Origin of the sequence: Chryseobacterium lacus, from assembly GCF_003336205.1 — a bacterium.
In the GTDB taxonomy this organism is placed as follows: domain Bacteria; phylum Bacteroidota; class Bacteroidia; order Flavobacteriales; family Weeksellaceae; genus Chryseobacterium_A; species Chryseobacterium_A lacus.
Genome location: NZ_QPIE01000002.1, coordinates 31,825 through 55,596, shown reverse-complemented (window position 1 = coordinate 55,596; position 23,772 = coordinate 31,825). Strand labels below are relative to the sequence as shown.

The following is a 23,772-nucleotide window of genomic DNA, read 5'->3' as shown; positions in this document are numbered from 1 at the left end:
ATGGAAAACAAAGAATTACAAAAGTTCTATATAGACCTTCAAGAAGAAATTAACTCAAGTCTAATCTCGGAAGAAGAAGGAACAAATCCAGAACAGATTTTTACAGAGTTAGCCCTATCGTATTTATCCGAAGCAGGAGAAACAGAAAATTATCGAGTTTGCTTTGACGAAAAGATTAGTAAAAGAGGTGTTGAACATAAAATTAATGGTTACTCACTTTATGAAAATTACGAAACACTCGATTTGTTTGTAACTATATACAATGGTGACTCCACCATTCAAAGTGTTACAAAGGGTGATGCAGACAAAACAATTGAAAGAGCAGTAAAATTCTTCAGAAATGCTATTTACAAAGATTATGTGAACGAAATAGAGGAAAGTTCTGAAATATTTGATCTTGCTCAGACTCTAGCAAATGTTCCAGAGGTTAAAGAATATCTAACCAGAGTAAATATATTTTTAATAACGAATGGTGAGGTAAAATCAGATGTGAAAATTTCTGATACAATAGCTGGTTATACTATTTTTTACAGAACAATTGATATAAACTACCTTTTTAACCTTTCAGATAAATCCAGAGTGCCTATTGAAATCAACTTTGAACTAGCTGGATATAAAGTGCCTTGTATTGTCAATGAAAGCGCAAATTCTGATTATCAATCTTGGCTTGCGATTATTCCGGGTCTTGCCTTAGCTGATATTTATGAACAATATGGGGCTAGACTTCTGGAGCAAAATGTTCGTTCATTTCTTCAATTCACAGGTAAAATAAATAAAGGAATTCGAAATACTATTCTGAAAGAGCAACATATGTTTATGGCATTTAATAATGGTATCGCAGCTACTGCCGAAGAAGTTACCATTACAGATTTGCCAAACAATCAAGGTAAAGCTATTGCCAAAGTAAAGGATTTTCAAATTGTAAATGGTGGTCAAACTACAGCGTCAGTTTATCATACTTGGAAAAAAGATAAAGTCGAGATAAGTAATGTGTTTGTTCCTGTTAAACTTACTATTGTAAAAAACAGAGAGAATTTTTCTGAAATAGTTGGTCGTATTGCAGAATATGCTAACACTCAAAATAGAGTTTCTGCTTCTGATTTAAGTTCTAACAAAGAAAATCACGTTTTAATTGAAAAACTTTCACGGACTATTTGGGCACCGCCAATTTCAGGAGAAACTACTCAAACACGTTGGTTTTTTGAGCGTTCAAGAGGTCAATATAAAAATGAGCGAATTCGATTTGGTATTACACCATCAAAGCGAAAACAATTTGACAAGCAGAATCCAAGAAGTCAGATGTTCACTAAAGAATCTTTGGCAAAGTTTATCAACTCATACGAGGAAGTATATAATGGTAAAAAGTTAGTAATTGGACCTCATATTGTTGTTAGAGGAAGTCAGAAAAATTACGCTCAATTTCTGAATTATAATTTTAGTTTTAAGCCAGACAATATTTGGTTTGAAGATGCTATTGCAAAAGCTATTTTATTTTCATCTGCTGAAAAGGTATATGGTGTAAAACCAAACGCAATTGGAGATATGCGTTATATAACAGTTCCTTATTCATTAGCTTGGTTAGGTAATAAATTGAACTACAAACTTGATTTATACAAAATATGGAAACAGCAATCGCTTGGCGATACTTTAAAGTCTAAATTACACGAGGTAATGTCTAAAATAGAGGATTACATCAAAACTAAAGCCCCAGGCTCTTTGTATGGAGAATGGGCAAAAAAAGAAGAATGTTGGAATGCTATAAAAAATGAGGATTTCGGTATTGATTTGGAAAGTTTAAAAGGAGAGCTGGAAAGTAAATCGTCTGAAAAGCGGAAAAAGTTAAGTGAAGATGACATTGACAATCATTTAATTCAGGCTGAATTAGATTTTATAAAATCTATACCAATTGCAAAATGGGTTGAAATAAGCAAAATGGGGTCAGATATTGAAAATATGACACAACATCTAAAAGACAGAGCCATTAATATCCAGTCCTCGCTACGCTTAAATAAAGTATTATCTGAAAGCCAAAGAAAGGATGCTATAAAAATCATTGAAAACATTTTGACAAGCGCTCCAAATTTCTTTGATGAAGTTTCAGAAAATTCAAAAATACCAGAATTTAATTCGAATCATAAAATAAGTACTGATTTACTAACAAAAATGGTGGTATGGGACACAAAAGCAAAAGTATTGTCAACCAAAGAATTACAGTACATTGCTGATTTTGCTTACGGTCTTAAAACTCTAAACGATTTTCACCAAAATAATATAAAGAGACATTTATCTAGATTAATAGATGCCGGTTTCATCGCATAGCAGCGACACACATTGCCAATACACACCAACCAACGCTCAAACCCAAGTTTGGCAAAGAGTGTGTCTGTCCAACCGCACAACCAAAACGAACTACAAACTAGTGGACGAAAAAGAACACCGAAGCGACAACATCACCTATACGCAAGCAGGGGTTTCGTGCTTCGTAGGACAGGTAAGTAGTAGATTTAAAGTTCAGTTCTTCGTAGGAAGTTCAGTGATAAAAGCCCTGCCTTCGTATAGCTGAATCCCGTTATCTGCAATTCCCCTACTCGAAAACGAAGTTGTTTTTAGCCGCTAACGAAGAATTTTTACTATTTTGGATAATCAAATAGTCAAAAAACGAGAACATATAACTATTTGATTATCAATATTTAAATTTAACGTTAGTCAGAATCCTAAAGCGACAGCGTAATGAACAAACAGACAACTACGAATACAAGCAAGTGGAGCAAGTTCCGCCATCTTTTTAAACGACAGGAAATTCCTGCCAAAACAATACTCTTGCAGGAGGGGCATATTTCGAGAACAATGTTTTTTGTTGAAAAAGGCTGTTTGCGGACTTGGGTAAATAATGACGGTAAAGAAATTACCACCCAATTTTTCTTTGAGGGCGACAAGGTTGCATCTATCGAAAGTTTTAGAACGAACCAACCGAGTTTATACAGCATCGAAAGTTTAGAACCTTGCATTTTGCAGACAATTTCGCAACATGACTTTCAAAATATTTTGGAGGACTTTCCCGAAATCAAAGAGGAGATGCAGGAACATTTATTCAGACGGCTTTTGCAATCTCAAAAAACTTTTTATTCCTATCTTAAAAACAATCCTCAACAACGCTACCAAGAGCTTATCGAAGAATATCCGCATATTGTCCAGCGTATTCCTCAACATTATATCGCATCCTATTTAGGAATTACCTCTGTTTCATTAAGCCGAATACGAAACAGACGATAAAATCTTTTTTACACACAGATTTCTTTACAATTGTTATCGTCCAACTATTGGCTACTTCTCAACTTTGCAACATAAAATTTGACAAAGTAGAAAATGAGAACAGCAATCGTATTTAATCATCCTAACGAAGGAAGTTATTGCAACGCAATTCTGAATGCAGTAACCACAGGGCTTCAAAAAGCAAATCACGAAATTGATCTTATGCACCTTGACAATGACGGATTTAATCCTGTAATGTCCAAGGCAGATTTAAAGGCATTTGTAAACCACAAACCTATTGACCCGCAAGTAACAGATTATAATAACCGCTTGGAAAAAGCAGACCATCTGATTTTTATTTTTCCGATTTGGTGGGATTTAATGCCTGCAATGACCAAAGGGTTTATTGACCGTGTTTTAAGTCCGGGAGTTGTGTATGACCATCATCCGAGAGGTTTTGGATTAGTTCCGCTTTTAAAAAAACTGAAAAGTATTACCATCATTACCACAATGAACAAACCCAAAATAATGTATTCCCTGCTCATCGGAAATTTAATCAGAAAAGCAATGTTAAGAAGTGTTTTTAAAACTATGGGCTACAAAAATCTGAATTGGATAAGTTTTACTTCTGTAAAATCTGTCAGTCAGGAAAAAAGGGCAGAATGGTTATCCAATCTTGAAAACAGATTTTCAAAATTTAACTAAATCCTTTTATTATGAAACTGAACAGAAATTATGTTACTCCTTTTATATCATTGGTTTTCTTTGTTGTAGGTCTTTCGGGCTTACTGATGTTTTTCCATTTATTTGACGGCTATACAGAAGTCGTTCACGAGTTTTTAAGTGTATTTTTCGTGGTTTGTGCCGTTTTTCACATCATACTCAATTGGAAAGGATTACGGGTTCACTTCAAAAAAGGTGTTTTTATTCCTGCTTTATTGGGTGTATTGGCAATATCGGTTATACTTATTATTGGAGAAAGTATGTATCCTCCAGTGGACACAATCATTATTAACAAAATAGTAAAAGCCCCTATTGATAATGCTTTCAAAGCGCTGGAGGTTGATTATTCCGAAGCCGTTAAAAGATTAGAAACAAACGGAATTTCAATTGACGGAGCCACAACAATAGAAAGCATTTGGATTAACAACAATACCGACCCCGAAGAAGTGATTGATTTGATTATGGAGCAGAAATAAAATAGAATTAAAGAGTACAAAAGGGCGTGGGAAACCCATTTTCATGATCATATCATTCGGGATGCACGGTCATTTGAAAATATTTCAAATTACATTATCAATAATCCCGGAAACTGGGATAAAATTCAAATCAAAAACAACCGATAAATCCTGCATCTTCAATTTATATGGATAAGAACCTTGCGTTGAATATCTGTGTCTGATCATTTAAAGGCAGTTATTGTAATGACAGGCGTTAATTTTTCTGGCTAATAAAACCGGCAAATCATGTTGCCCCAAAACACAATAAAAAAGCAGACCCCCTTTCGGAAGTCTGCCTGCTAATATGAATGTTGGTCTTTTATTTTGGTTACTGAACGCGGCCGTCTTTACGATCCTGTGCCCGGCCGATGGTGTATCCTGTCGCACCGCCGACAATACCGCCAATTACGGCTCCGGCTCCACGGTTTCTTTTATTGATGATGGCTCCGGCTGCGGCACCTCCTACGGTACCGATGATTGCACCTTTAGCCGCTTTGCTCATTCCCTGTTTTTGCTGCGCCTGAGTGGTTCCGGAAGAAGCAGTTCCTGTATTTCCTGAATTCCCGGAGGGTGTATTGTTCACGTAAACGGTTTCCCTTACCACATTGGTTCGCACCGGTGCGGCGGATGCCTGTCTGGCTTTTGCCACCGTTTCGATGCTATCAGCTTTTCTTTGGGTTTCGTAAGCGATTTTTTCCTTTTCAATGGCAAGTCGCTGCTTTTCTATTTCAATCTGTCGCTGTTGAAATTCCATCTTCTGCTGTTCCAGGCTCTTTTCGGCTACCTGGTCGTTTTTAGTACAGGCGGTCAGCATTAAAGTAGCAACCATTCCTGCTGTAATTATATTTTTCATGACGATTCTTTTTAACAATTTTAGCTAAGGATTCGCAAGAAAGAAACCAAGTGGGTGTTAACGACTGTTAAAATTGAGATTCTGTAAGTTTTTATTAAAAACAGGCAATAAAAAAATCCCTTTTCTAAGAAGGGATTTTTTGTGAGGTACCTAGCGGATTCGAACCGCTGTAGATGGTGTTGCAGACCACTGCCTAACCACTCGGCCAAAGTACCTTGTTGAGGTTGGCAAATATAGTGATTTCTGCGAAAATAAAAAATTATTTTGAAGTATTGCGGGTAATCTTTTTTTCCAATTCGATGCTTACGCCTTTCATTTCTCCTTTCATGGGCGGATTGGTTTTGGTGATTTTGATTTTCAAAAAAGTAATTCCGGGGTAGTTCTGATAAACCGTATTTAGGATTCTGCCTCCCACGTGTTCCATCAATTTGGACGGTATGGCCATTTCGCGGTGAATAATTTCATTAACTTCAGCGTAGTTCAGTGTACTGCTGAGGGCATCGCTTTCCACGGCATTCCACAGGTCTGTCGTGATTTCCAGATTGACCAGATACCAGGTGCCAATGATCTTTTCTTCCGGAAGCACGCCATGGTAGGCATAAATCCTCAGATCTTCGATGATAATTTTAGAATTCATACCCACAGTCAGCAACGAAATTTGTTATTTAACAGATTTGGAAAGTTCCAGCATTTTCTCAATCGGCACCAGCGCTTTCAGGCGAAGTTCTTCATCCATGGTGATTTCCGGCAGTTCGTATTTCATGCACAAATATAGTTTTTCCATGGTATTTCTTTTCATGAAAAAACATTCCGAACAGTTGCAGCTCTCGTCGAACACCAAAGCCGGAAGCAGTTCCTTGTGCGGTGCGCGTTTTTTCATTTCATGCAGAATCCCTTCTTCTGTTGCCACAATGAATTTCTGAGCTTCATCCTTCTCTACATAATTTAGCAGTGCGGAGGTGGAGCCTATAAAATGGGCCAGATCCAACACTGGCGTTTCACTTTCCGGATGGGCAATCAGCTTGGCATCGGGATGCTGTGCCAGCTGTGCAGCAATTCGTTCCATAGAGAACGCTTCGTGTACGATACAGCTTCCATCCCACAAAATCATGTCGCGGCCGGTTTTCTTCATCAGATAACGGCCCAGGTTTTTATCCGGCGCGAAAATGAGTGGCCGGTCTTTCGGCATGGAGTTGATGATGACTTCTGCGTTGGAACTCGTCACAATAATATCGCTTTCGGCTTTTGTTTCCGCATTACAGTTGATGTAGGTGGCGATTAAAGCACCGGGATGCTGTTCTCTCATTTTTCTCAGGCCTTCTCCGCTGCAGCCGTCTGCCAGAGAGCAACCGGCCTGTAAGTCAGGAAGAACCACTTTTTTGGTAGGGTTCAGGATCTTAGCCGCTTCCGCCATGAAATGAACGCCGCAGAAGGCGATCATATCTGCATCCGTATCTTTCGCTTGCCTTGCCAACTGCAACGAATCTCCAAGGAAATCAGCGATATCCTGAATGGCAGGAATCTGATAATAATGGGCGAGAATCACCGCATTTTTTTCTTTTTTAAGGTCGAGAATGGCCTGTACCAAATCGTCGCCTTGGGGAATCATGATATCATCCAGTTTCAGATATCCTCTAATCGGCAGGTTTGCTTTTGCTTTATCTAATGTTTCTGTACTCATTTCAGTGTTTTAAAAAATCTTTAATACTCATTTCAATATCCTTTTCAGCAGTTGCAAGGTCGGCATTAATAATGGTTTTATCAAAACCGGACCTGAAACTCAGTTCCTCTTCTGCTTTGGCTACGCGCATTTTGATGGTTTCGGCATCCTCGGTTCCCCGGTTTTTCAGCCGGTTTTCCAGTTCCTTTACTGAAGGCGCCATGATAAACAGTGAAAGGGCTTTGTCTCCAAAATAATTTTTAAGCGAAATGCCGCCTTTTACATCCACATCGAAGATAACTGTTTTCCCCGCGTTCCATATTCTTTCTACTTCGCTTTTCAGGGTTCCGTAATATAGGCCGCTGTATACTTCTTCATACTCTACAAAAGCGTCTTCGGCTATTTTGGTTCTGAACTCTTCTGGCGTCAGAAAGTGATAATCTACCCCGTTTTTTTCTGTTCCGCGAGGCGCTCTTGTGGTGCAAGATACGGAAAAGGCCATGGCGGGAAATCTCGACAGCGCGTATTTTACCAATGTTGTTTTGCCGCTTCCTGAAGGTGCCGAAAAGATAATTACTTTTTCCATACCGTTACAGTACATTTAAAGTCTGTTCTTTCATTTTCTCCAAATCGTCCTTCATCATCACGACGAGTTTCTGGATTTCAGCGTGGTTCGCTTTGGAGCCGAGGGTATTGATTTCGCGGCCTATTTCCTGAATGATGAAGCCGAGTTTTTTTCCGTTAAAATGCTCTTTGTTCATCACTTCTTCATAATATTTGAGGTGCTGGGTCAGCCTTACTTTCTCTTCAGAGATGTCGAGTTTTTCAGTATAATACGCCAGTTCCTGATAAAACCGGGTTTCGTCTACGTTTTCAAATTCCTTCAAAATATTCTGATACCGTTCCCGGACTGCGGTGATTCTTGTTTCTTCGAATGGAATCACTTTCTGAAGGTTTTCTTCGATGCTGTTGAGGTTTTTTGTGAGTTCTCTTTTCAATATTTTTCCTTCCGTATTTCTGAATTCGTCAAACTTTGCGATCGCATTTTCCAAAAGGCCGACCAGAAAAAACCATTCATTTTCTTCCAAGGCTTCGCTTCGGGTAGAAAGAGCGTCAGGAAACCGGATGGCCATTTTCAGGTATTCAAAATCCGGCGCATCATCTGCCACGCCTCGAAGTTCTTCCACGTAGGACTTCACCAGTTCCTTATTGATTTTTATATCCGTGTTCAATTCCAGATTTTCCATATTGATATAACAGTCCACTTTTCCTCTCCCAATGCGGTCGGTCAGGATTTTCCGGATGTCGAATTCCTTTTCGCGGTATCGGGAAGGTACTTTGGTGTTGAGGTCGAAGCTCTTGCTGTTGAGAGACTTAAGGTCTATTGTAATTTTTTTTCCTTCAAAAACTCCTTCGGATCTGCCGAAGCCTGTCATGGATAATATCATAAAACGGTATTGTCTTACAAAGATAAAAATTTAAATTCGCAATGTGAAAAAATTAATTTCTATTGCAGGCACTACGGGAATCGGTAAAACGCGGCTGGCCATAGCGGTTGCGAAGCATTACCAAACCGAGATTATTTCCTGTGATTCGCGTCAGTTTTTCAAAGAGATGAAGATCGGCACTGCGGCTCCGTCTGCGGAAGAACTCGCTGAGGTTCCACATCATTTTATCGGGCATCTGTCGGTGACGGATTCTTATTCCATCGGCCAGTATGAGGTGGATGCGCTTCAGAAACTGGAAGAATTGTTTGCGATTCATGAGGTGGTGGTGATGGTGGGCGGAAGCATGATGTACGAAAAAGCCGTAACTGAAGGACTGAACGACCTTCCTGAAGCCAGCGCAATCCATCAGGAAAAGCTGAATGAGATCTGGAAGAATTCAGGGATCGAAGGGTTGCAGCAACTTTTGAAGCAGTTGGATGAAATCTATTTTCAGCAGGTAGATCTGGACAATCCGAGGCGGCTGCTGAGAGCGATCGACGTGATCTGGCAAACAGGCAGGCCTTATTCTGAACTGATTTCGGTACCAAGAAAACAACGGGATTTTCAGGTAATCCGAATCGGCATTACTGCACCAAGGGAAATTATTTACGACAGAATCAACAGAAGAGTGGAGGTGATGATGGAATCCGGCCTGGTGGAAGAAGCCCGATCTTTATTGCCTTATCAGGATTTGGTTCCCTTAAAAACCGTCGGATACACGGAGCTTTTCTGGTATTTTTCCGGAGAATGGGATCTGGAAACGGCGGTTTCAGAAATTAAAAAAAACTCGAGACGTTTTGCCAAACGGCAGCTGACGTGGTACCGCAAAGAGGATGATATCCATTGGGTGAATTTTGAACATTCTCACGAAGAAGCCTTATCTTTGTTGGAGAAAATTGTAGGGTAAAAAGAGTACGTTCTTTTACTTTTTAATAATATTTAAATTTATACTATCATGGCCAATACTCCTTCGAATATGCTTCCACTGGGCACGAAAGCTCCGTATTTTGAACTCCCCAATCCGGCTGCCAACAGCGAAGTACAGACGTTGCACGACCTGAAAGGCGAGAAAGGGACGCTCGTTATTTTCATGTGCAATCACTGTCCTTTTGTGTTGCACGTGATCGATACCCTTACCGAACTGTACGAGGATTATCAGGAAAGAGGCATTGAATTTATCGCCATTAATGCCAATGATGTGGAAAAATATCCTGCCGATTCACCGGAGAAAATGATTGAATTTCAGATAGAAAGGAAATTCGATTTTCCGTATCTTTATGATGAGAGCCAGAGCATTGCCAGAGCGTATGATGCTGCCTGCACTCCCGATTTTTATTTCTTCGACGAAAAATTAGACCTCGTCTACCGCGGACAGATGGACGATTCGCGGCCAGGAAACACCAAAGAAATTACCGGCGAAGATCTGATTGTTGCTTTTGAAAACCTTCTGGCAGGCGAACCACAGGAAGAGCTCCAGAAACCAAGCATGGGCTGCAACATCAAGTGGAAAGAATAAAAATGCAACATTAAAAGTTAAAAAAAGAGGAATTGGTTTTCCTCTTTTTTATTTAAAAAACGGATTGAAATTCTTTTCAACGCCGATGGTGGTAGGATTCCCGTGTCCGCTGAGCACTTCGGTATCGTCGTCCAGAATGAATAATTTTTCACGAATACTGGTGAGCAGCTGTTCGTGATTTCCTTTGTATAAATCTGTTCTGCCAATACTTCCCTGAAAAAGCACGTCGCCGGAAATAATTATTTTCTGAGCTTTGCAATGAAAGGCCACATGCCCGGGCGAATGTCCCGGAACGTGATACACAATGAGTTCATCGTTATCCAGTTTCAGAATCTGATGTTCAGAAACAAATTCAGTATTTCCCTGAAAAGGCGGCATAGAGAAGCCAAATCTTTGTGCTGACATCGGATTGCGGTCCAGAATTTCTTGTTCTATTTCGTGAAGCAGCACGGGAACCTGATATTGGTCAAACGCCCATTGCAAGCCTAAAACATGATCGATGTGGGCATGTGTAAGAAGAATATTCCGGATGTTTAATTGGTTGTCCGAAATAAAACGTTCTAAGGTACGGGTCTCCGAATCCTGCATGTTTCCCGGATCGATGATAAATCCGTTGCGGTGTTCGTTGTACACCACATAGGTGTTTTCTGAAAAAGGGTTGAAAGTAAAAGACTGTATCGAAATCATTGACTGGTTTTTAACAAATATACGGTTTCCGAGGGAAATTTTATTTCTCATTCTCCTGAAAATCGCTATCTTCGTGAAGATGAAAAGACTAACCTTTCTATTATTGTTTTTCGGTGTGTTCGTTGCGGCGCAAGATATTAGAGGTATCCAGCTGCATAATCCACAGACCAACGACCAGACGCCGGTGATCAGTTTCGGGCAGCAGCTCATTCTGAGATTTGACGACCTCTCTAACCGGTCGGATATTTACCGATATACCATTAAGCATTACGACCGCAACTGGCAGGAAGACGGATTGTTTTTTACCGAATATGCCACGGGAAGCATGACGGCGCTTCTGGATCAGTTTCAGTATTCGTTTAATACTTTGCAGCCTTATACCCATTATACCTTGTCGTTTCCGAATGAAAAGATAAAGCCTAAAATTTCAGGGAATTTTGAGATTATTGTTTATAAAGACCGGCCAGAGCAGCCGCTTTTTACAAGAAGATTCTGTGTGGTGGAAGACGGGGTGCAACTGGGGGTGAATATCTCCAGACATGCCGATGCACGGCATCCGGAGCTGAACCAAAGGGTGGAAGTGCAGGCTGTAGCCACGCAACAAAGCCTGATTTCTAATGCCAGTTCGATATCGCTGAACGTGATGCAGAACAACAACTGGAACCTGTCGCTGAATAATATGCGCCCGACTTCCACTCTGGGAAGCAGGATGCTTTTTCAGCAGCTGGATCTCGCATTTCCGGGCAACAATGAATTTTATTATTTCGACAATAAAAATATCATTCAGGGATTTGATATGGTGGCCGGCGGTGAAATTATTGACAATAGAAACTACACCTACCTTCATCCGGTATGGGCCTTTCCGCTGAACTATCAGTATCAGCCGGATGTAAACGGGGCCTTTTATTTCAGAAGGAGCGATCTGGGAATTGAAAGAAATGCAGACCGGGAGGCGGATTATTCCTGGGTTCATTTCATTCTTGATTCCGAAAAAACAGCCCGCGAACTGTACATTTTAGGCGGTTTTAACCAATATTTGCCTACCGAAGAAAGCCAAATGCATTATGATGAAGACAGGAAGCAGTACATCGCCAGAATCTATCTGAAACAGGGGTTTTACAACTATATCATCGGCACAAAAGATTCCGCTGGAAATGTTAATCTGGGTGAAGTAAACGGAAACTTCTGGCAGACGGAAAACCTGTATCAGGCGTTTTTGTATTATCGACCTTTCGGCAGAAATTATGACGGCCTGATTGGGTATGGGGAATTCAGGACGCCTGTGCGAGGGGGCTAGACCAAAGGGAACAAAGTTACAGATCTATTTATTGGATAGAATAGAAAAAGAATGAGATGACAGACATCTGAAATATCCGAAACCAAACGGGTCCTTACATGGTTAACGGTTTTCAAACTTTACCCCATCTTATGAGCTGTTTTTGAAATTTTCTGTTTACCGAGGTGTGTATTCTATGTCAGGCTGAGCTTGATGATGCCTTCTCTCTCTTTAAGTTAAGACCGGCTAAGAAATCTGTCCATTAAACCAGATAAAACTCGTTTAATTTTTCATCACAAAGGTCTTTCAGGACCTGAATCCACCGGTCTTCATCGTTGAGACAGGGGATGTAATGAAACTGTTCGCCGCCGGCGTGCAGAAACTCCTCTTTGCCTTCCATGGCGATTTCTTCCAGGGTTTCCAGACAGTCGGAAACGAAAGCCGGACAAACGATGGCGAGGTTTTTAATGCCTTTTGCAGGAAGGTTTTCCAACGTTTCATCGGTGTACGGTTCAATCCATTTGTCATTTCCGAGGCGAGACTGAAAAGTCACGATGGCTTTCTCTCTTGGAATGTTCAGTTTTTCCAGCACCAGTTCCGTAGTTTTATAACACTGGTGGCGGTAGCAGAATGTATGACTCGGATTGCTGTCGCGCGAGCAACAGTCGTTCAGGTTACAGGTATTGGTAGGATCGGTTTTGAAAATATGGCGTTCCGGAACTCCGTGATAGGAGAACTGCAGCGCATCAAACTGCGCGGGTAGTTTTTCACGGATGCTTTCTGCGAGGCAGCTGATATAGTTTTCGCGGTTGTAGAAAGGCTGAACGTAATTGATTCTGATGCCCGGAAAATGTTCTTTTCTCACTTCCTCTGCTTTTTCTACCACGGTTTCTGTGGTGCTCATGGCATATTGCGGATATAGTGGAAAAAGCACAATTTCTGTCACTCCCTGTGCGACCAGTTTTTCGATTCCTGTTTTGATGGACGGCTCGGCATACCGCATTCCGATTTCGACGGGAACATCTACCATTTTCTGAAGTTTCTCTTTTATTTTCTCGGTAATTACGATGAGCGGCGACCCTTCATCCGTCCACACGGTACGGTACGCTTCCGCAGATTTGGCCGGCCTTTTTCTGAGGATAATACCACGAATCAGCAATGCCCGGAACATCCAGCGGTAGTCGATCACTTTTTCGTCCATCAGGAATTCATCCAGATATTCTTTCACATCTTTTACATTGGTGGATTTTGGAGATCCGAGATTCACCAAAAGAATTCCTTTTTTCGGTTTCTGAAATTCAGCCGTATTATTCGTTTGCAAAGCCTTTTTTTTTAAATTTTTAGATCTACGGATTAGCCGTTCACTGCTTCTACTTTTTCTACCATATCGGGGAGAAACTGTTTCAGGATGTTTTCAATACCTCCTTTTAACGTGGCAGTGGAACTTGGGCAACCGGAACAAGCGCCCTGAAGAAGCATTTTGGCGGTTTTGGTTTCTGCATTATATTCCAAAAGAGAAATTTTACCCCCATCATTTTCTACCGCCGGCGACACGTATTCGGTCAGAATCTCTGAAATTTTCTGTTCGTTTTCGGTATAGTCTCTGTTGATGAGCTGCTCCACCGGACTTTCGTGCTTCTGAGGAGCGATGAGGGAAACCTTATTTCCAGCCTGAAGGAAGTCTGCGATGAAACTTCTTACAGGAACCATTACCTCATGCCACTCCACCGAATGATCCTTGGTAACCGCTACAAAATTATCAGAAATGAAAACTTCTTTTACAAAGGTAAACTCATCAAAAAGTGCCTGAGCCAGAGGAATCTGAGCCGCTTGGTCTTTTGATTTTATTTCCAGAAATCCTTCAACAATGTACCGCTGCGATACGAACTTCATCACAGCAGGATTCGGGGTCATTTCTGCGTAAATCGGGAACAGTTCTCGCTTTTTCTCTTTATAGATTCTGGGATGTTCCAGCAGCTGATCCTGAATGACTTCTCTCAGGCTTTCGGCAATATGCTCCCATTCCACGCTGTCCTGCTTGGCTACAGCGATAAAATTGGCGGTGATGAAGATTTTATCTACAAAAGGATATTTGAAAAGTTCCTGTGCCAAGGGAATATCTGCCACATCCGAAGATCGGTCGAATTCCAATGATCCCGGAACAAGGGTATATTCAGCAACGAATTTCATTACTTTTTCGTTGGCGGTAGGTTCTATCGTGACTTGTCTCATTTTTTATTACATTTGAACTGCAAAAATACGGATAAGATATCAGAAGCCGAAGGTATGGAGTTAGATATTTTCTATTTCAGGATTATGAAGTGAGATCCGGATTAAGATTTTAAGAATTATGGCAATCGTAAAAGAACTTTTGGGTAAAATGCCCAGCATTGGAGAAGGCACTTTTCTGGCAGAAACGGCCACGATCATCGGGGATGTGGTAATGGGAAAAGAGTGCAGTATTTGGTATAATGCGGTGATCCGGGGCGATGTGCATTTCATCAGAATGGGCGACAGGGTAAATGTTCAGGATAATGCGATGCTGCACTGCACCTATGAGAAATATCCGTTGCAGATTGGAAATAATGTTTCTATTGGCCACAACGCCATTGTCCACGGCTGTACGCTTTATGATAATGTTCTGATTGGGATGGGTGCCATTGTGATGGACGACTGTGTAGTAGAAAGCAACTCCATTGTAGGAGCTGGCGCAGTAGTGACGCAGGGAACGCATATCAAATCCGGCGAGGTTTGGGGAGGAATTCCAGCCAGAAAAATCAAGGATATTTCTTCTGAACTTCTGGAAGGAGAAGTGCAGCGTATTGCACAGAATTATGTAAAATATTCTTCGTGGTATCAGGAATCTGAAAAACCCGGTTAGTCTATCTGCAAAGTCGAACCGTCTTTTATCAATACAGCTTTTCCTGATTCACAACGCAATCCGGAGGGTTGGGGCTCGATAGCACAATCAGAAAACAGATTTCTTTTCCGGTTGTAGTCTGCCTGTCTTTTGGTAAATTCCTGAATTTTGGGAATGATTTCTTCTTCATTTTCTTTATGATAAGCGATGTAAGAAGCGGGTCCGCCGCAAGGTTTGGAGCCCAACGGTGAAATGCGCCATTCCTCAGCATGGGTACAATTTCTGGAATTAGCTAAGGAATCGATAGTGGCGCGAAGGCTTCGCAAGCGTTCTGCTTCCAAAGCCAGTTCCTGCTCCAGATTCCCATTCTCACGCTCAGGCTTTAGGGCAATATCTTTGGGAAGCTTTTCCGGATCCACTTGTTTGGTTTTACAAGAGGAGAATGTTAAAAAGCCTATCATCAGCAACAAAACTTTTTTCATGAAAGAAACATTTGGTTAAAACTAGAAGTAATTTCCTTCTGCAAAAATTCTGCCTTTATGATAAGCCCGTTGTTATTTTAAGTATTTTTACAAAATGAATGAGCCGCTTTTTGAGTTGGTAGAACATACCAGTCGCAGTATTTTTCTTACCGGAAAGGCAGGTACCGGAAAAACGACTTTCCTGAACCGTTTCGTCAGTGAAACCCAGAAAAAACACATCGTGGTAGCACCCACGGGAATTGCCGCCATCAATGCAGGCGGTGTTACCATTCATTCCATGTTCGGACTGCCATTGCGCACTTTTATCCCTACAACCGAGAGAATTGACGGTAGTCTTGCGAACAATATTGCCGATTTGATGCAGCATTTCAGATACCGGAAAGAAAAAATAAAACTGTTGCGCGAGGTGGAGATTATCATTATCGATGAGGTGTCCATGCTGCGGGCAGATGTTCTGGATATGATGGATTTTTCGCTTCGTCACATACGAAGAAATCCACAGAAATTTGGCGGAGTACAGATGCTTTTTATCGGCGATCTGTATCAACTGCCTCCCGTGGTTCGGGACGAGAATCTTCTTCAGCAATATTATGAATCGCCCTTTTTTTTCAGTGCCAAAGCTTTGCAGGAGCTCAGTCTGGTAACCATTGAGCTGACAAAAGTCTATCGTCAGAAAGATGAGGATTTCCTTACTATTCTGAATGCTATTCGCGAAGGAAAGAGCGAGGACATTGATTTTGGCGCTTTAAATGAACGCTACGATCCGGATTTTGAACCTGAAGAGGAAGCCTATATTTATCTGACTTCCCATAACCGGATTGCCGATGCTATTAATCAGAAGAAACTGCGGGCTTTGCCTGGGAATTCCCATTTTTATGACGCGAAAATTGTTGGTGATTTTAAAGAAAGTTCATATCCCAACGAAGTGAGCCTGGAATTGAAAGCAGGGACACAAATCATGTTTATCCGCAACGATGCTTCCAGCGAAAAGCGTTATTTCAACGGCAAACTGGCAGAAGTCGTGCGTCTGGATGAAGACGAGATTTATGTGCAGATCGAAGGAGATGATGAGGAATATAAACTGAAAAAAGAAATCTGGGAACAGAAAGTATATGCGCTGGACGCAAATAAAAACATACAGGAAAACGTTCTGGGCAGTTTTGAACAGTATCCTATTCGACTTGCGTGGGCGGTGACCATTCATAAAAGTCAGGGACTTACTTTTGACCGGGTGATTATCGATGCCGGAAATTCTTTTGCCTCCGGACAGGTGTATGTAGCGCTTTCCCGCTGCAGAACCCTGGAAGGGATTGTTTTAAAATCCAGGATTACGCCGGAAATTATTTTTAATGACCACAGGGTTTCCGGATTTCAAAATGCCACGATGGCTAATGACAAAATTGAACAGATTCTGGGTGCGGAGAAGTTCGATTACAGCATCGGAAAAATTCTGCAGCGCATCGATTGCCGTTGGATGCTGCCCGAACTGGTAAATTGGTACAAATCTGCCTCCGAAAGTAAAAAACTGGATCATAAAAAGGCGAAGGAGCTGTATGTTCACATCAACAAAGATGTTCAAAACCTGTCGGGGGTATATGAGAAATTCTCGAGAGTTCTTCTTTCGATGACGAAAAGTTTTCTGGACACCAAAACCGAATGGGCAGAGATAGAAAGTAAATGCAAAGGCGCGACAGCATTTTTTTTCAAGGCCGTTCATGAAAATATTTTTGAACCTTTCAAGGACTTTTATGCCGAAACCAAAGGTGTTACTGGACTGAAAGCGTACAATGAAGATGCGCGTGTTTTTCTGGATGATGTCCACGATTATCTTCAAAATATACAAACGCTGCGCTTGTTTGATACCCCGTTGTACGCCGGGAAAGAAATAAAAACTATATCCACAAAAGTAGCGAAAATACCGGCGCACATCCTTACGTGGCAGCTTTTTGAAAAAGGAGGTTCCATATCTGGAATTGCCAAAGAGCGCGGCGTTTTGCCGGCTACTGTCATGGGGCATCTTTCGAAATTTGCGGAAACCGGAATTCTCAACAAAGAAGATCTTTTAAGAATTTTGCCCAAAGAGAAAATAGAAGTATTTGAACAGCTTTTTCAAAAGGAAAGATTCGAGAATTTAACCGATTGGAAGAAGCAGCTTCCGGCTGATTTTGAGTATAATGAAATTCGGCTGCTGTGGTCTTTTTTTGATCATAAAAGGTAACCCATCTCATTAATTGTTTAGAAGGAGCGGATTTGCTTATTTGCTTTTTCGCTTATTAGCGAATTTGCAAATTTGCAAATCAGCAGATTTGCTTATAAGACAGAAGGCTTCGACGGGCTGAGCCTGACAGAGGGTTCGTTCTCTAGTAGTGGGTTCCTCGATAGGGTGATTCACCGAAATAGTTTTTCCTGAACAGCCTTATTTTTATTTTAAATGGAAAGATTTGGGAAAGGTTCTTTATGTTTTGTAATTTGCGAACATGAAGAATTTTGAACTTTCCGTTTTGGATCTCGCACCTGTGAAGCAGGGAAGCACTATACAGCAGGCTTTGCATGAAAGTATGGATCTGGCGCAGTTTGTAGAGAATCTGGGCTACACAAGATATTGGCTGGCAGAACATCATAATTTCGAAGGAATTGCCAGTTCGGCCACCTCGGTACTGATAGGTTATATCGCCTCCGGAACCCAAAAGATCCGGGTAGGATCGGGCGGTGTCATGCTTCCTAATCATAGTTCGCTGGTGATTGCCGAACAATTTGGGACTTTGGAAACGCTCTATCCCGGCAGAATCGATTTAGGAGTAGGCCGTGCTCCGGGAACCGATGGTTATACTGCGAAAGCGTTAGGCAGAAATCCAATGACCATCAATGAACAGTTTCCCCGGCAGATTGTAGAACTTCAAAGATATTTTTCATCTAAAAACAGCGACGCTCTGGTACGCGCTATTCCGGGTGAGGGCTGTGATATTCCGATTTATATTTTAGGATCGTCCACCGACAGTGCCTGGCTGGCTGCGGATCTCGGTTTGCCGTACGCCTTTGCGGCCCATTTTGCTCCGGAAATGATGGAATCCGCCTTTAAGATTTATCACGAACATTATCAGCCGAGTGAGAAATTCCCAAATCCCTACACCATTGCCTGTGTAAACGGTATGGCAGCAGATACGGACGAGGAAGCTGAAAGGATTTCTTCAACGCTGTATATTACCTTTTTAAATCTGATCCGTAATGTCAGAGAGCCTTATTCTCCGCCTGTGGACGATATGGATGCAATCTGGAATCCGGCCGAAAAAGCCCATTTATTACAGAAATTGAAATACAGTTTTAAAGGGAGTAAAGGTTCCGTACAGCAGCAGATGACCGACTTTCAGGAACGGTTTCAGGTAGACGAACTGATGGTGGCTTCGCATATTTTTGATCATGAAGCCCGGAAGAAATCATACGAAATTATCCGCGAGGCTGCTGATGCGCTGAATCAGAAATAATTGGTATTGTTCATAATATTGGTAAAGTTAGATTCGGACAGAATGCCCTTGTCGTGATAAAGATTCAATATGTTTTTTGAGTTGCGAAGCGGGTTTTCTATGGTTTGTTCAAAAAAAGAACTCAGTTCTTCACTGTTGATTTTGGTGATGATGATCTGATTTTGAGAGCCTTTTGAAACAAAGCCGCGAAATTCTCCTTTAATATCATTACCGATGATCCTGACTTTTTGAATATCAGCCAAAGGAATAGAGGTTCCGTTCAGGACGATTTCATTTTCTTTCAGTTCCAGCAAGCCCGAAACCTTTTCTTTTTTCTTTCCCCGAAAGCCGATGTAATATATTGCGGAAATGATGAGAAGAGCCACCAAAACCAGATTCAGGGTGAACGTCTGGTAGAGAAAATCATCCTTCATTCTGTAATATTGAGGCAGAAAAGCCAGAATAAGTAGGGTGATGATCGCCAGAATATCAAGGATCACGAGGGTTATCAGGATTTTTCCAAAAGTAATTTTACTCTTCCTGGCCTGTTGAAACGTGCGGAACGGCATTTCGTTATTGTTAGTATGTTAGTAAGTTATGTGATGATAACCATGATATATTGAAAATAATGTGTAATTTAGCAGTTCCAAACGAATAAGGAAATTTTTGGTTAATTCTCTTTCTGCCTTGGGACTGGAAATTAGCATTGTGCAATGAAAGTCTTAGAATAGGAACCCTGTCCAATTATTTCCTTTTTTTATGCCTTTTTCACAAATTCCGATTTCAGCGCCATCGAGCCGAATCCGTCAATTTTGCAGTCAATATTATGATCGCTGTCCGGCCTTAGTCTGATATTTTTCACTTTTGTGCCCGCTTTTACCGGTTTCGGAGCCCCTTTCACCGGCAGATCTTTGATCACTACAACGCTGTCTCCGTTCTGAAGTTCATTTCCGTTGCTGTCCAGGATTTTACCTTCTGAGGGCGTTTCCGAAGGATTCCATTCATAGAAACATTGGGAACATACCTGCAGGCCATCCTGCTCATACGTAAATTCCGAAGTACATTTCGGGCAAAGCACAGTTTCGCTCATGTTCATTCTTTTTACAAAGATAGAATTATTTGAGGCAAAAGAAAAACCGCGGAACGCTAGAAGAAAGAAATGAATTAATAATAGTAAATTTGTTGCTTAAAATTCCGAAATGAAATACCTTTTTCTGTGCCTTATCAGTGCTGTTCTGCTAAGTATTTCCTGGCCAACCTACGGCTTGCCGTTCTTCATTTTTTTTGCGTTGGTACCGCTGCTCATGGCGGAACATGAAATTACAAAATTCTCTAATTTCCGCCGGAAAAGCGGTCTTATTTTCGGACTTTCCTATCTTACCTTCATCATCTGGAACATTGTCACCACGGGTTGGCTGTACGGTTCTCAAAATCCTGACGGAAGCCCGGCGCTGATGGCAGTGGTGTTTCCGGTGCTGGTGAATTCGTTGCTGTACAGCACCATTTTTATGCTGTATCACTGGTACAAGAAAATTCAGGGAACCTATTGGGGGCTTACTTTTTTTGTTGCCATTTGGATGGCTTTCGAGAAATTTCATCTGGGCTGGGAACTCACCTGGCCATGGCTGAACCTCGGGAATGTCTTTTCAGAATATCCGGTGATTATCCAATGGTATGATACTTTGGGCGCAACCGGAGGCAGTTTCTGGATATTGCTCGTGAATGTGTATGCATTCTACACACTGCGCATTTGGGAAGCCGGAAGAAAGAGAAAACCGCTGATCCTCAATTCCATTATTCTGGTTCTGGGAATTTCTCTGCCGATGCTCATTTCTGTGTGGAAATACGAAAACTTCAACGAAAAGCCTTCTGGGCAGGTCAGTGTTTTGCTGTTGCAGCCGGAGTTGGATCCTTATACCGAAAAGTATCAGAAAGACAGTATTCAGGTATTGCAGGAACTCCTGACTCTGGCAGAACAACATTCACCGAAAGACTTTAAAAAAGGAGATATTGATTATTATATCGGCCCGGAAACATCGCTTCCCGGAAGAGGTTCCATTTCGGAATCCGGATTTGAAGAAAGCATGATTTTGAATGGGGTCAAGTCATTTTTAGCTACAAAGCCGGGTGCTATATTTGCAACGGGAATCTCGTCGCATACGCTGTTCACGAGTGAAAGTGAAGCGCCAGATAATGCCTATCCCGTTTCTCAGGGTTGGGTAGAAGGTTATAACACGGGGGTTCAAATTATTCCGGGACATGAAGTGGAGGCCTATCACAAAGGAAAGCTGGTTCCTGGCGTAGAGATTTTCCCATATATCAATATTTTAAAACCTGTTTTGGGTGATGCGATGCTGAATCTGGGCGGGACTATTGCGTCTTTAGGAAGCGATGAGGAAAGAAAAGTATTCAGCAATCCGTTTAATAATGGAAAAATGGCTCCCATTATTTGTTATGAAAGTATCTATGGGGAATTCACCACCGAGTATGTGAAAAAAGGCGCTAATTTTCTTGCAATCATGACCAATGACAGTTGGTGGGGTGTTACTCAGGGACATCAGCAACTGCTGTCGTATGCGAGGCTTCGCGCTATAGAAACGAGAAGGGAAATTGCTCGGGCAGCGAACAGTGGAATATCCGCTCATATTAATGCGAAAGGCGAGATAGAGGCAGATACTTTATACGGAGATGAAACAGCTTTGTTTGCAAAAATACAGTTGTACGAAGGCCAGACTCTTTATACACAGGTAGGGGACTTGCTCTCAAGAATCTCTATCTTTGTCCTCGGTTTTTTAATTTTTTATACCTTGATCAAACAGATCCAAAAGAGAACCCCAAAGCGCCGTCCCGTAGGCAGGTAACTTTTTCAAAATAAAAGAGAAAACATTTGTAAGACTGGAAAATTCTTTATAATTTTGCACACTCAAATATTAGTAGTAAAAAAGAACATCGAGATATGTCAAGAATTTGCCAAATAACAGGAAAGCGTGCAATGGTTGGTAACAACGTTTCCCACGCTAATAACAAAACGAAAAGACGTTTTGAAATTAACTTATTAGAAAAGAAATTTTTCCTTCCGGAAACTGAAAAGAACATCACACTGAAGGTTTCTGCTCATGGATTGAGAGTAATCAACAAAGTGGGGATCGAAGAAGCAGTGGAAAGAGCGAAAAGAAACGGATTCATTAAATAACCAATCAGATCATGGCAAAAAAAGGAAACAGAGTACAGGTAATCCTGGAATGTACAGAGCATAAAGAAAGCGGTGTAGCCGGCATGAGCCGTTATATCACTACGAAAAATAAAAAGAACACCACTGAAAGACTGGAGCTGAAAAAATTCAATCCGGTTTTGAAGAAATACACGGTTCACAAAGAAATTAAGTAACCCTCTTTAAAGATATTTACAATGGCAAAAAAAGTAGTAGCAACCCTGAAAGACGGTACATCTAAGAAGATGACTAAAGTCGTGAAAATGGTAAAATCCCCAAAAACGGGAGCTTATTTTTTCGATGAAAAAGTAATGAATGCTGACGAAGTGGATGCTTTCCTGAAGAAATAATCTACTTCTACATAACAATATGAAACTACTCAAATTTTTTGGGTAGTTTTTTATTTATCTTTGTACGGCGTAACAACTAATAAATACCGACATTATTAACTAAAGACAAGGGATGAGCTGGTTCAAAAAAATATTCAACAAACAGGAGAAAGAAACTTTAGACCAAGGCCTGGAAAAATCCAGTAAGGGTTTTTTTGAGAAAATATCAAAAGCCGTTGTTGGGAAAAACAAGGTAGATGAAGAAGTGCTGGATGACCTGGAAGAAATCCTGATCGCTTCCGATGTGGGTGCTGCCACCACCATCAAAATTATTGACAGGATCGAAGAAAGAGTGGCCCGCGATAAATATGTGGGCACCGATGAGCTCGATACCATCCTTCGCGAAGAAATCACCGGATTACTTCTGGAAAATCCCCATGCCGGAACCGGAAACATCGATGCTTCCAAAAAGCCATATGTGATCATGGTGGTCGGCGTCAATGGTGTGGGAAAAACCACCACCATTGGAAAGCTGGCGCATCAATTCAAATCTGAAGGAAAAAGTGTTGTGTTGGGTGCTGCGGATACTTTTCGCGCTGCTGCCGTGGATCAACTGGTGATCTGGAGCGAAAGGGTAGGAGTGCCTATCGTGAAGCAGGGAATGGGTTCGGATCCGGCTTCCGTTGCCTTCGATACCGTGCAAAGTGCGTTGGCTCAGCATGCGGATGTCGCCATTATTGATACTGCCGGTAGGTTGCATAATAAAGTAAACCTGATGAATGAGCTGACAAAAATAAAAAGAGTGATGCAAAAGGTCATTCCGGATGCGCCTCACGAAATCCTTCTGGTGCTGGATGGCTCTACAGGACAGAATGCTTTCGAACAGGCCAAACAGTTTACAGCGGCTACGGAAGTGAATGCGCTGGCTGTAACCAAGCTGGACGGCACAGCAAAAGGCGGCGTGGTCATCGGTATTTCAGATCAGTTTCAGATACCGGTGAAGTACATCGGTGTTGGCGAAAAAATGCAGGATTTGCAGCTCTTTAACGGAGAAGTATTTGTAGATTCCTTCTTCAAAAAGAGGTGATTTTAGAATTCAGGCTAAATGTTATAAAATTTTAATGAGAGGAGTTTTGGTCTCGCAAAGGGTACAACTTTCGCTGTGCAAAATGCAAATCATCAATTATTAACAATTAAAATTTTAAACTATGAGCATTTTAGCATGGATTATTTTCGGCCTTATCGCCGGTGCACTGGCAAAACTCATTATGCCAGGAAACCAAAATATGGGATGGCTGATGACCATCATTCTAGGAATTGTAGGTGCGTTTGTTGGAGGCTGGATCGGAACACTTCTTGGCTGGGGAACAGTCGATGAATTTGACTTTAAAAGTATCCTTCTTGCAGTTGTAGGAGCATTAATTGTCCTCTGGCTATACGGAATGGCCACCAGAAAAGGTTAACAAAATTACCTATTT

Annotated in this window: 27 protein-coding genes and 1 tRNA gene; 16 read left to right on the top strand and 12 right to left on the bottom strand. The window is 41.4% G+C overall.

Annotated elements, in window-relative coordinates:
- The 4 genes from DQ356_RS02330 (at position 1) to DQ356_RS02315 (ending at position 4,451) form a co-directional block, all read left to right on the top strand.
- Complete coding sequence (locus DQ356_RS02330) at positions 1–2,319, top strand: AIPR family protein (protein ID WP_114302867.1); 2,319 nt, start codon at positions 1–3, stop codon at positions 2,317–2,319.
- A gap of 411 nt (positions 2,320–2,730) precedes the next feature.
- On the top strand, positions 2,731–3,273 hold the full coding sequence (locus tag DQ356_RS02325; RefSeq protein WP_114302866.1) for a Crp/Fnr family transcriptional regulator: 543 nt from the start codon (positions 2,731–2,733) through the stop codon (positions 3,271–3,273).
- 93 nt (positions 3,274–3,366) lie between these two features.
- Positions 3,367–3,957 carry an NAD(P)H-dependent oxidoreductase gene (locus DQ356_RS02320; RefSeq protein WP_114302865.1) on the top strand — a complete coding sequence of 197 codons (591 nt, stop codon included), beginning with the start codon at positions 3,367–3,369 and terminating at the stop codon, positions 3,955–3,957.
- 11 nt (positions 3,958–3,968) lie between these two features.
- Complete coding sequence (locus DQ356_RS02315) at positions 3,969–4,451, top strand: DUF4405 domain-containing protein (protein WP_114302864.1); 483 nt, start codon at positions 3,969–3,971, stop codon at positions 4,449–4,451.
- Between the two features lie 349 nt (positions 4,452–4,800).
- Here DQ356_RS02315 and DQ356_RS02310 read toward each other — a convergent pair whose 3' ends face one another.
- The 6 genes from DQ356_RS02310 to DQ356_RS02285 form a co-directional block, all read right to left on the bottom strand.
- Positions 4,801–5,325 (bottom strand): YMGG-like glycine zipper-containing protein, encoded by a 525-nt coding sequence (locus tag DQ356_RS02310; RefSeq protein WP_114302863.1) that lies wholly within the window; start codon positions 5,323–5,325, stop codon positions 4,801–4,803.
- Positions 5,326–5,469: 144 nt separating this feature from the next.
- Positions 5,470–5,540, bottom strand: a tRNA-Cys gene (locus DQ356_RS02305).
- Positions 5,541–5,584: 44 nt separating this feature from the next.
- Complete coding sequence (gene folB, locus DQ356_RS02300; protein ID WP_114302862.1) at positions 5,585–5,962, bottom strand: dihydroneopterin aldolase; 378 nt, start codon at positions 5,960–5,962, stop codon at positions 5,585–5,587.
- A gap of 24 nt (positions 5,963–5,986) precedes the next feature.
- A complete protein-coding gene (gene nadA, locus DQ356_RS02295) occupies positions 5,987–7,006 on the bottom strand; it encodes a quinolinate synthase NadA (protein ID WP_114302861.1) in 1,020 nt (339 codons plus the stop codon).
- A gap of 1 nt (position 7,007) precedes the next feature.
- Positions 7,008–7,571, bottom strand: coding sequence for a guanylate kinase (gmk, locus tag DQ356_RS02290; protein ID WP_114303135.1), 564 nt, complete (start codon positions 7,569–7,571; stop codon positions 7,008–7,010).
- A gap of 4 nt (positions 7,572–7,575) precedes the next feature.
- Positions 7,576–8,433 (bottom strand): YicC/YloC family endoribonuclease, encoded by an 858-nt coding sequence (locus DQ356_RS02285; protein WP_114302860.1) that lies wholly within the window; start codon positions 8,431–8,433, stop codon positions 7,576–7,578.
- Between the two features lie 43 nt (positions 8,434–8,476).
- Between DQ356_RS02285 and miaA the strand changes: the two genes are divergently transcribed.
- Positions 8,477–9,379: a tRNA (adenosine(37)-N6)-dimethylallyltransferase MiaA gene (miaA, locus tag DQ356_RS02280; RefSeq protein WP_114302859.1), complete on the top strand. Its 903-nt coding sequence runs from the start codon at positions 8,477–8,479 to the stop codon at positions 9,377–9,379.
- Positions 9,380–9,427: 48 nt separating this feature from the next.
- On the top strand, positions 9,428–9,988 hold the full coding sequence (locus tag DQ356_RS02275) for a thioredoxin family protein (protein WP_114302858.1): 561 nt from the start codon (positions 9,428–9,430) through the stop codon (positions 9,986–9,988).
- Positions 9,989–10,036: 48 nt separating this feature from the next.
- Here the strand turns inward: DQ356_RS02275 and DQ356_RS02270 are convergent, their stop codons facing one another.
- Positions 10,037–10,675, bottom strand: a complete 639-nt coding sequence (locus DQ356_RS02270; protein ID WP_114302857.1) for an MBL fold metallo-hydrolase — start codon at positions 10,673–10,675, stop codon at positions 10,037–10,039.
- A 79-nt stretch (positions 10,676–10,754) separates the two neighbouring features.
- Between DQ356_RS02270 and DQ356_RS02265 the strand changes: the two genes are divergently transcribed.
- The gene (locus DQ356_RS02265; protein WP_114303134.1) at positions 10,755–11,972 is read left to right on the top strand and encodes a type IX secretion system plug protein; all 1,218 of its coding nucleotides are present in this window, start codon (positions 10,755–10,757) and stop codon (positions 11,970–11,972) included.
- A gap of 241 nt (positions 11,973–12,213) precedes the next feature.
- Here DQ356_RS02265 and hemH read toward each other — a convergent pair whose 3' ends face one another.
- A complete protein-coding gene (gene hemH / locus DQ356_RS02260) occupies positions 12,214–13,272 on the bottom strand; it encodes a ferrochelatase (protein WP_114302856.1) in 1,059 nt (352 codons plus the stop codon).
- A gap of 32 nt (positions 13,273–13,304) precedes the next feature.
- Entirely contained in the window at positions 13,305–14,183 is an 879-nt protein-coding gene (locus tag DQ356_RS02255) for a NifU family protein (protein WP_114302855.1), read from the bottom strand.
- Positions 14,184–14,301: 118 nt separating this feature from the next.
- On the opposite strand from DQ356_RS02255, the gene DQ356_RS02250 reads away from it, so the two are divergent.
- The gene (locus tag DQ356_RS02250; protein WP_114302854.1) at positions 14,302–14,832 is read left to right on the top strand and encodes a gamma carbonic anhydrase family protein; all 531 of its coding nucleotides are present in this window, start codon (positions 14,302–14,304) and stop codon (positions 14,830–14,832) included.
- Here DQ356_RS02250 and DQ356_RS02245 read toward each other — a convergent pair.
- A complete protein-coding gene (locus tag DQ356_RS02245) occupies positions 14,829–15,293 on the bottom strand; it encodes a hypothetical protein (protein WP_114302853.1) in 465 nt (154 codons plus the stop codon). The genes DQ356_RS02250 and DQ356_RS02245 overlap by 4 nt on opposite strands.
- 94 nt (positions 15,294–15,387) lie before the next feature.
- Here DQ356_RS02245 and DQ356_RS02240 point away from each other — a divergent pair, with 94 nt between their 5' ends.
- Both DQ356_RS02240 and DQ356_RS02235 read left to right on the top strand, forming a co-directional pair.
- Positions 15,388–17,511: a helix-turn-helix domain-containing protein gene (locus DQ356_RS02240; protein ID WP_114302852.1), complete on the top strand. Its 2,124-nt coding sequence runs from the start codon at positions 15,388–15,390 to the stop codon at positions 17,509–17,511.
- A 259-nt stretch (positions 17,512–17,770) separates the two neighbouring features.
- Positions 17,771–18,775, top strand: a complete 1,005-nt coding sequence (locus tag DQ356_RS02235; protein WP_114302851.1) for an LLM class flavin-dependent oxidoreductase — start codon at positions 17,771–17,773, stop codon at positions 18,773–18,775.
- Here DQ356_RS02235 and DQ356_RS02230 read toward each other — a convergent pair.
- Together DQ356_RS02230 and DQ356_RS02225 are read right to left on the bottom strand one after the other, a co-directional pair.
- Positions 18,766–19,323 (bottom strand): hypothetical protein, encoded by a 558-nt coding sequence (locus DQ356_RS02230; protein ID WP_114302850.1) that lies wholly within the window; start codon positions 19,321–19,323, stop codon positions 18,766–18,768. The genes DQ356_RS02235 and DQ356_RS02230 overlap by 10 nt on opposite strands.
- A 188-nt stretch (positions 19,324–19,511) precedes the next feature.
- Positions 19,512–19,844: a zinc ribbon domain-containing protein YjdM gene (locus tag DQ356_RS02225; RefSeq protein WP_114303133.1), complete on the bottom strand. Its 333-nt coding sequence runs from the start codon at positions 19,842–19,844 to the stop codon at positions 19,512–19,514.
- A 109-nt stretch (positions 19,845–19,953) separates the two neighbouring features.
- Here DQ356_RS02225 and lnt point away from each other — a divergent pair, with 109 nt between their 5' ends.
- From lnt to DQ356_RS02195, 6 genes are all read left to right on the top strand, one after another.
- Entirely contained in the window at positions 19,954–21,615 is a 1,662-nt protein-coding gene (gene lnt / locus DQ356_RS02220) for an apolipoprotein N-acyltransferase (RefSeq protein WP_114302849.1), read from the top strand.
- Positions 21,616–21,710: 95 nt separating this feature from the next.
- Positions 21,711–21,947 (top strand): 50S ribosomal protein L28, encoded by a 237-nt coding sequence (gene rpmB / locus DQ356_RS02215; RefSeq protein ID WP_114302848.1) that lies wholly within the window; start codon positions 21,711–21,713, stop codon positions 21,945–21,947.
- 11 nt (positions 21,948–21,958) lie between these two features.
- A complete protein-coding gene (rpmG, locus tag DQ356_RS02210) occupies positions 21,959–22,141 on the top strand; it encodes a 50S ribosomal protein L33 (protein ID WP_027384735.1) in 183 nt (60 codons plus the stop codon).
- Between the two features lie 21 nt (positions 22,142–22,162).
- Positions 22,163–22,315 (top strand): DUF4295 domain-containing protein, encoded by a 153-nt coding sequence (locus DQ356_RS02205; protein ID WP_114302847.1) that lies wholly within the window; start codon positions 22,163–22,165, stop codon positions 22,313–22,315.
- 112 nt (positions 22,316–22,427) lie between these two features.
- Complete coding sequence (ftsY, locus tag DQ356_RS02200; RefSeq protein ID WP_114302846.1) at positions 22,428–23,381, top strand: signal recognition particle-docking protein FtsY; 954 nt, start codon at positions 22,428–22,430, stop codon at positions 23,379–23,381.
- A gap of 121 nt (positions 23,382–23,502) precedes the next feature.
- A complete protein-coding gene (locus tag DQ356_RS02195) occupies positions 23,503–23,757 on the top strand; it encodes a GlsB/YeaQ/YmgE family stress response membrane protein (RefSeq protein ID WP_114302845.1) in 255 nt (84 codons plus the stop codon).
- Positions 23,758–23,772: the final 15 nt, after the last annotated feature.

Excerpts from the sequence above, each read along its gene's own strand:
- DQ356_RS02270 (WP_114302857.1), bottom strand. The coding sequence starts at position 10,675 with ATGATTTCGATACAGTCTTTTACTTTCAACCCTTTTTCAGAAAACACC.
- DQ356_RS02250 (WP_114302854.1), top strand. The coding sequence starts at position 14,302 with ATGGCAATCGTAAAAGAACTTTTGGGTAAAATGCCCAGCATTGGAGAA.
- DQ356_RS02275 (WP_114302858.1), top strand. The coding sequence starts at position 9,428 with ATGGCCAATACTCCTTCGAATATGCTTCCACTGGGCACGAAAGCTCCG.
- DQ356_RS02230 (WP_114302850.1), bottom strand. The coding sequence starts at position 19,323 with ATGCCGTTCCGCACGTTTCAACAGGCCAGGAAGAGTAAAATTACTTTT.
- DQ356_RS02240 (WP_114302852.1), top strand. The coding sequence starts at position 15,388 with ATGAATGAGCCGCTTTTTGAGTTGGTAGAACATACCAGTCGCAGTATT.
- folB (WP_114302862.1), bottom strand. The coding sequence starts at position 5,962 with ATGAATTCTAAAATTATCATCGAAGATCTGAGGATTTATGCCTACCAT.
- DQ356_RS02195 (WP_114302845.1), top strand. The coding sequence starts at position 23,503 with ATGAGCATTTTAGCATGGATTATTTTCGGCCTTATCGCCGGTGCACTG.
- DQ356_RS02265 (WP_114303134.1), top strand. The coding sequence starts at position 10,755 with ATGAAAAGACTAACCTTTCTATTATTGTTTTTCGGTGTGTTCGTTGCG.
- DQ356_RS02235 (WP_114302851.1), top strand. The coding sequence starts at position 17,771 with ATGAAGAATTTTGAACTTTCCGTTTTGGATCTCGCACCTGTGAAGCAG.
- rpmG (WP_027384735.1), top strand. The coding sequence starts at position 21,959 with ATGGCAAAAAAAGGAAACAGAGTACAGGTAATCCTGGAATGTACAGAG.
- DQ356_RS02320 (WP_114302865.1), top strand. The coding sequence starts at position 3,367 with ATGAGAACAGCAATCGTATTTAATCATCCTAACGAAGGAAGTTATTGC.
- DQ356_RS02325 (WP_114302866.1), top strand. The coding sequence starts at position 2,731 with ATGAACAAACAGACAACTACGAATACAAGCAAGTGGAGCAAGTTCCGC.
- DQ356_RS02310 (WP_114302863.1), bottom strand. The coding sequence starts at position 5,325 with ATGAAAAATATAATTACAGCAGGAATGGTTGCTACTTTAATGCTGACC.
- DQ356_RS02330 (WP_114302867.1), top strand. The coding sequence starts at position 1 with ATGGAAAACAAAGAATTACAAAAGTTCTATATAGACCTTCAAGAAGAA.
- DQ356_RS02225 (WP_114303133.1), bottom strand. The coding sequence starts at position 19,844 with ATGAGCGAAACTGTGCTTTGCCCGAAATGTACTTCGGAATTTACGTAT.
- DQ356_RS02285 (WP_114302860.1), bottom strand. The coding sequence starts at position 8,433 with ATGATATTATCCATGACAGGCTTCGGCAGATCCGAAGGAGTTTTTGAA.
- ftsY (WP_114302846.1), top strand. The coding sequence starts at position 22,428 with ATGAGCTGGTTCAAAAAAATATTCAACAAACAGGAGAAAGAAACTTTA.
- DQ356_RS02205 (WP_114302847.1), top strand. The coding sequence starts at position 22,163 with ATGGCAAAAAAAGTAGTAGCAACCCTGAAAGACGGTACATCTAAGAAG.
- lnt (WP_114302849.1), top strand. The coding sequence starts at position 19,954 with ATGAAATACCTTTTTCTGTGCCTTATCAGTGCTGTTCTGCTAAGTATT.
- nadA (WP_114302861.1), bottom strand. The coding sequence starts at position 7,006 with ATGAGTACAGAAACATTAGATAAAGCAAAAGCAAACCTGCCGATTAGA.
- rpmB (WP_114302848.1), top strand. The coding sequence starts at position 21,711 with ATGTCAAGAATTTGCCAAATAACAGGAAAGCGTGCAATGGTTGGTAAC.
- DQ356_RS02255 (WP_114302855.1), bottom strand. The coding sequence starts at position 14,183 with ATGAGACAAGTCACGATAGAACCTACCGCCAACGAAAAAGTAATGAAA.
- gmk (WP_114303135.1), bottom strand. The coding sequence starts at position 7,571 with ATGGAAAAAGTAATTATCTTTTCGGCACCTTCAGGAAGCGGCAAAACA.
- DQ356_RS02315 (WP_114302864.1), top strand. The coding sequence starts at position 3,969 with ATGAAACTGAACAGAAATTATGTTACTCCTTTTATATCATTGGTTTTC.
- DQ356_RS02245 (WP_114302853.1), bottom strand. The coding sequence starts at position 15,293 with ATGAAAAAAGTTTTGTTGCTGATGATAGGCTTTTTAACATTCTCCTCT.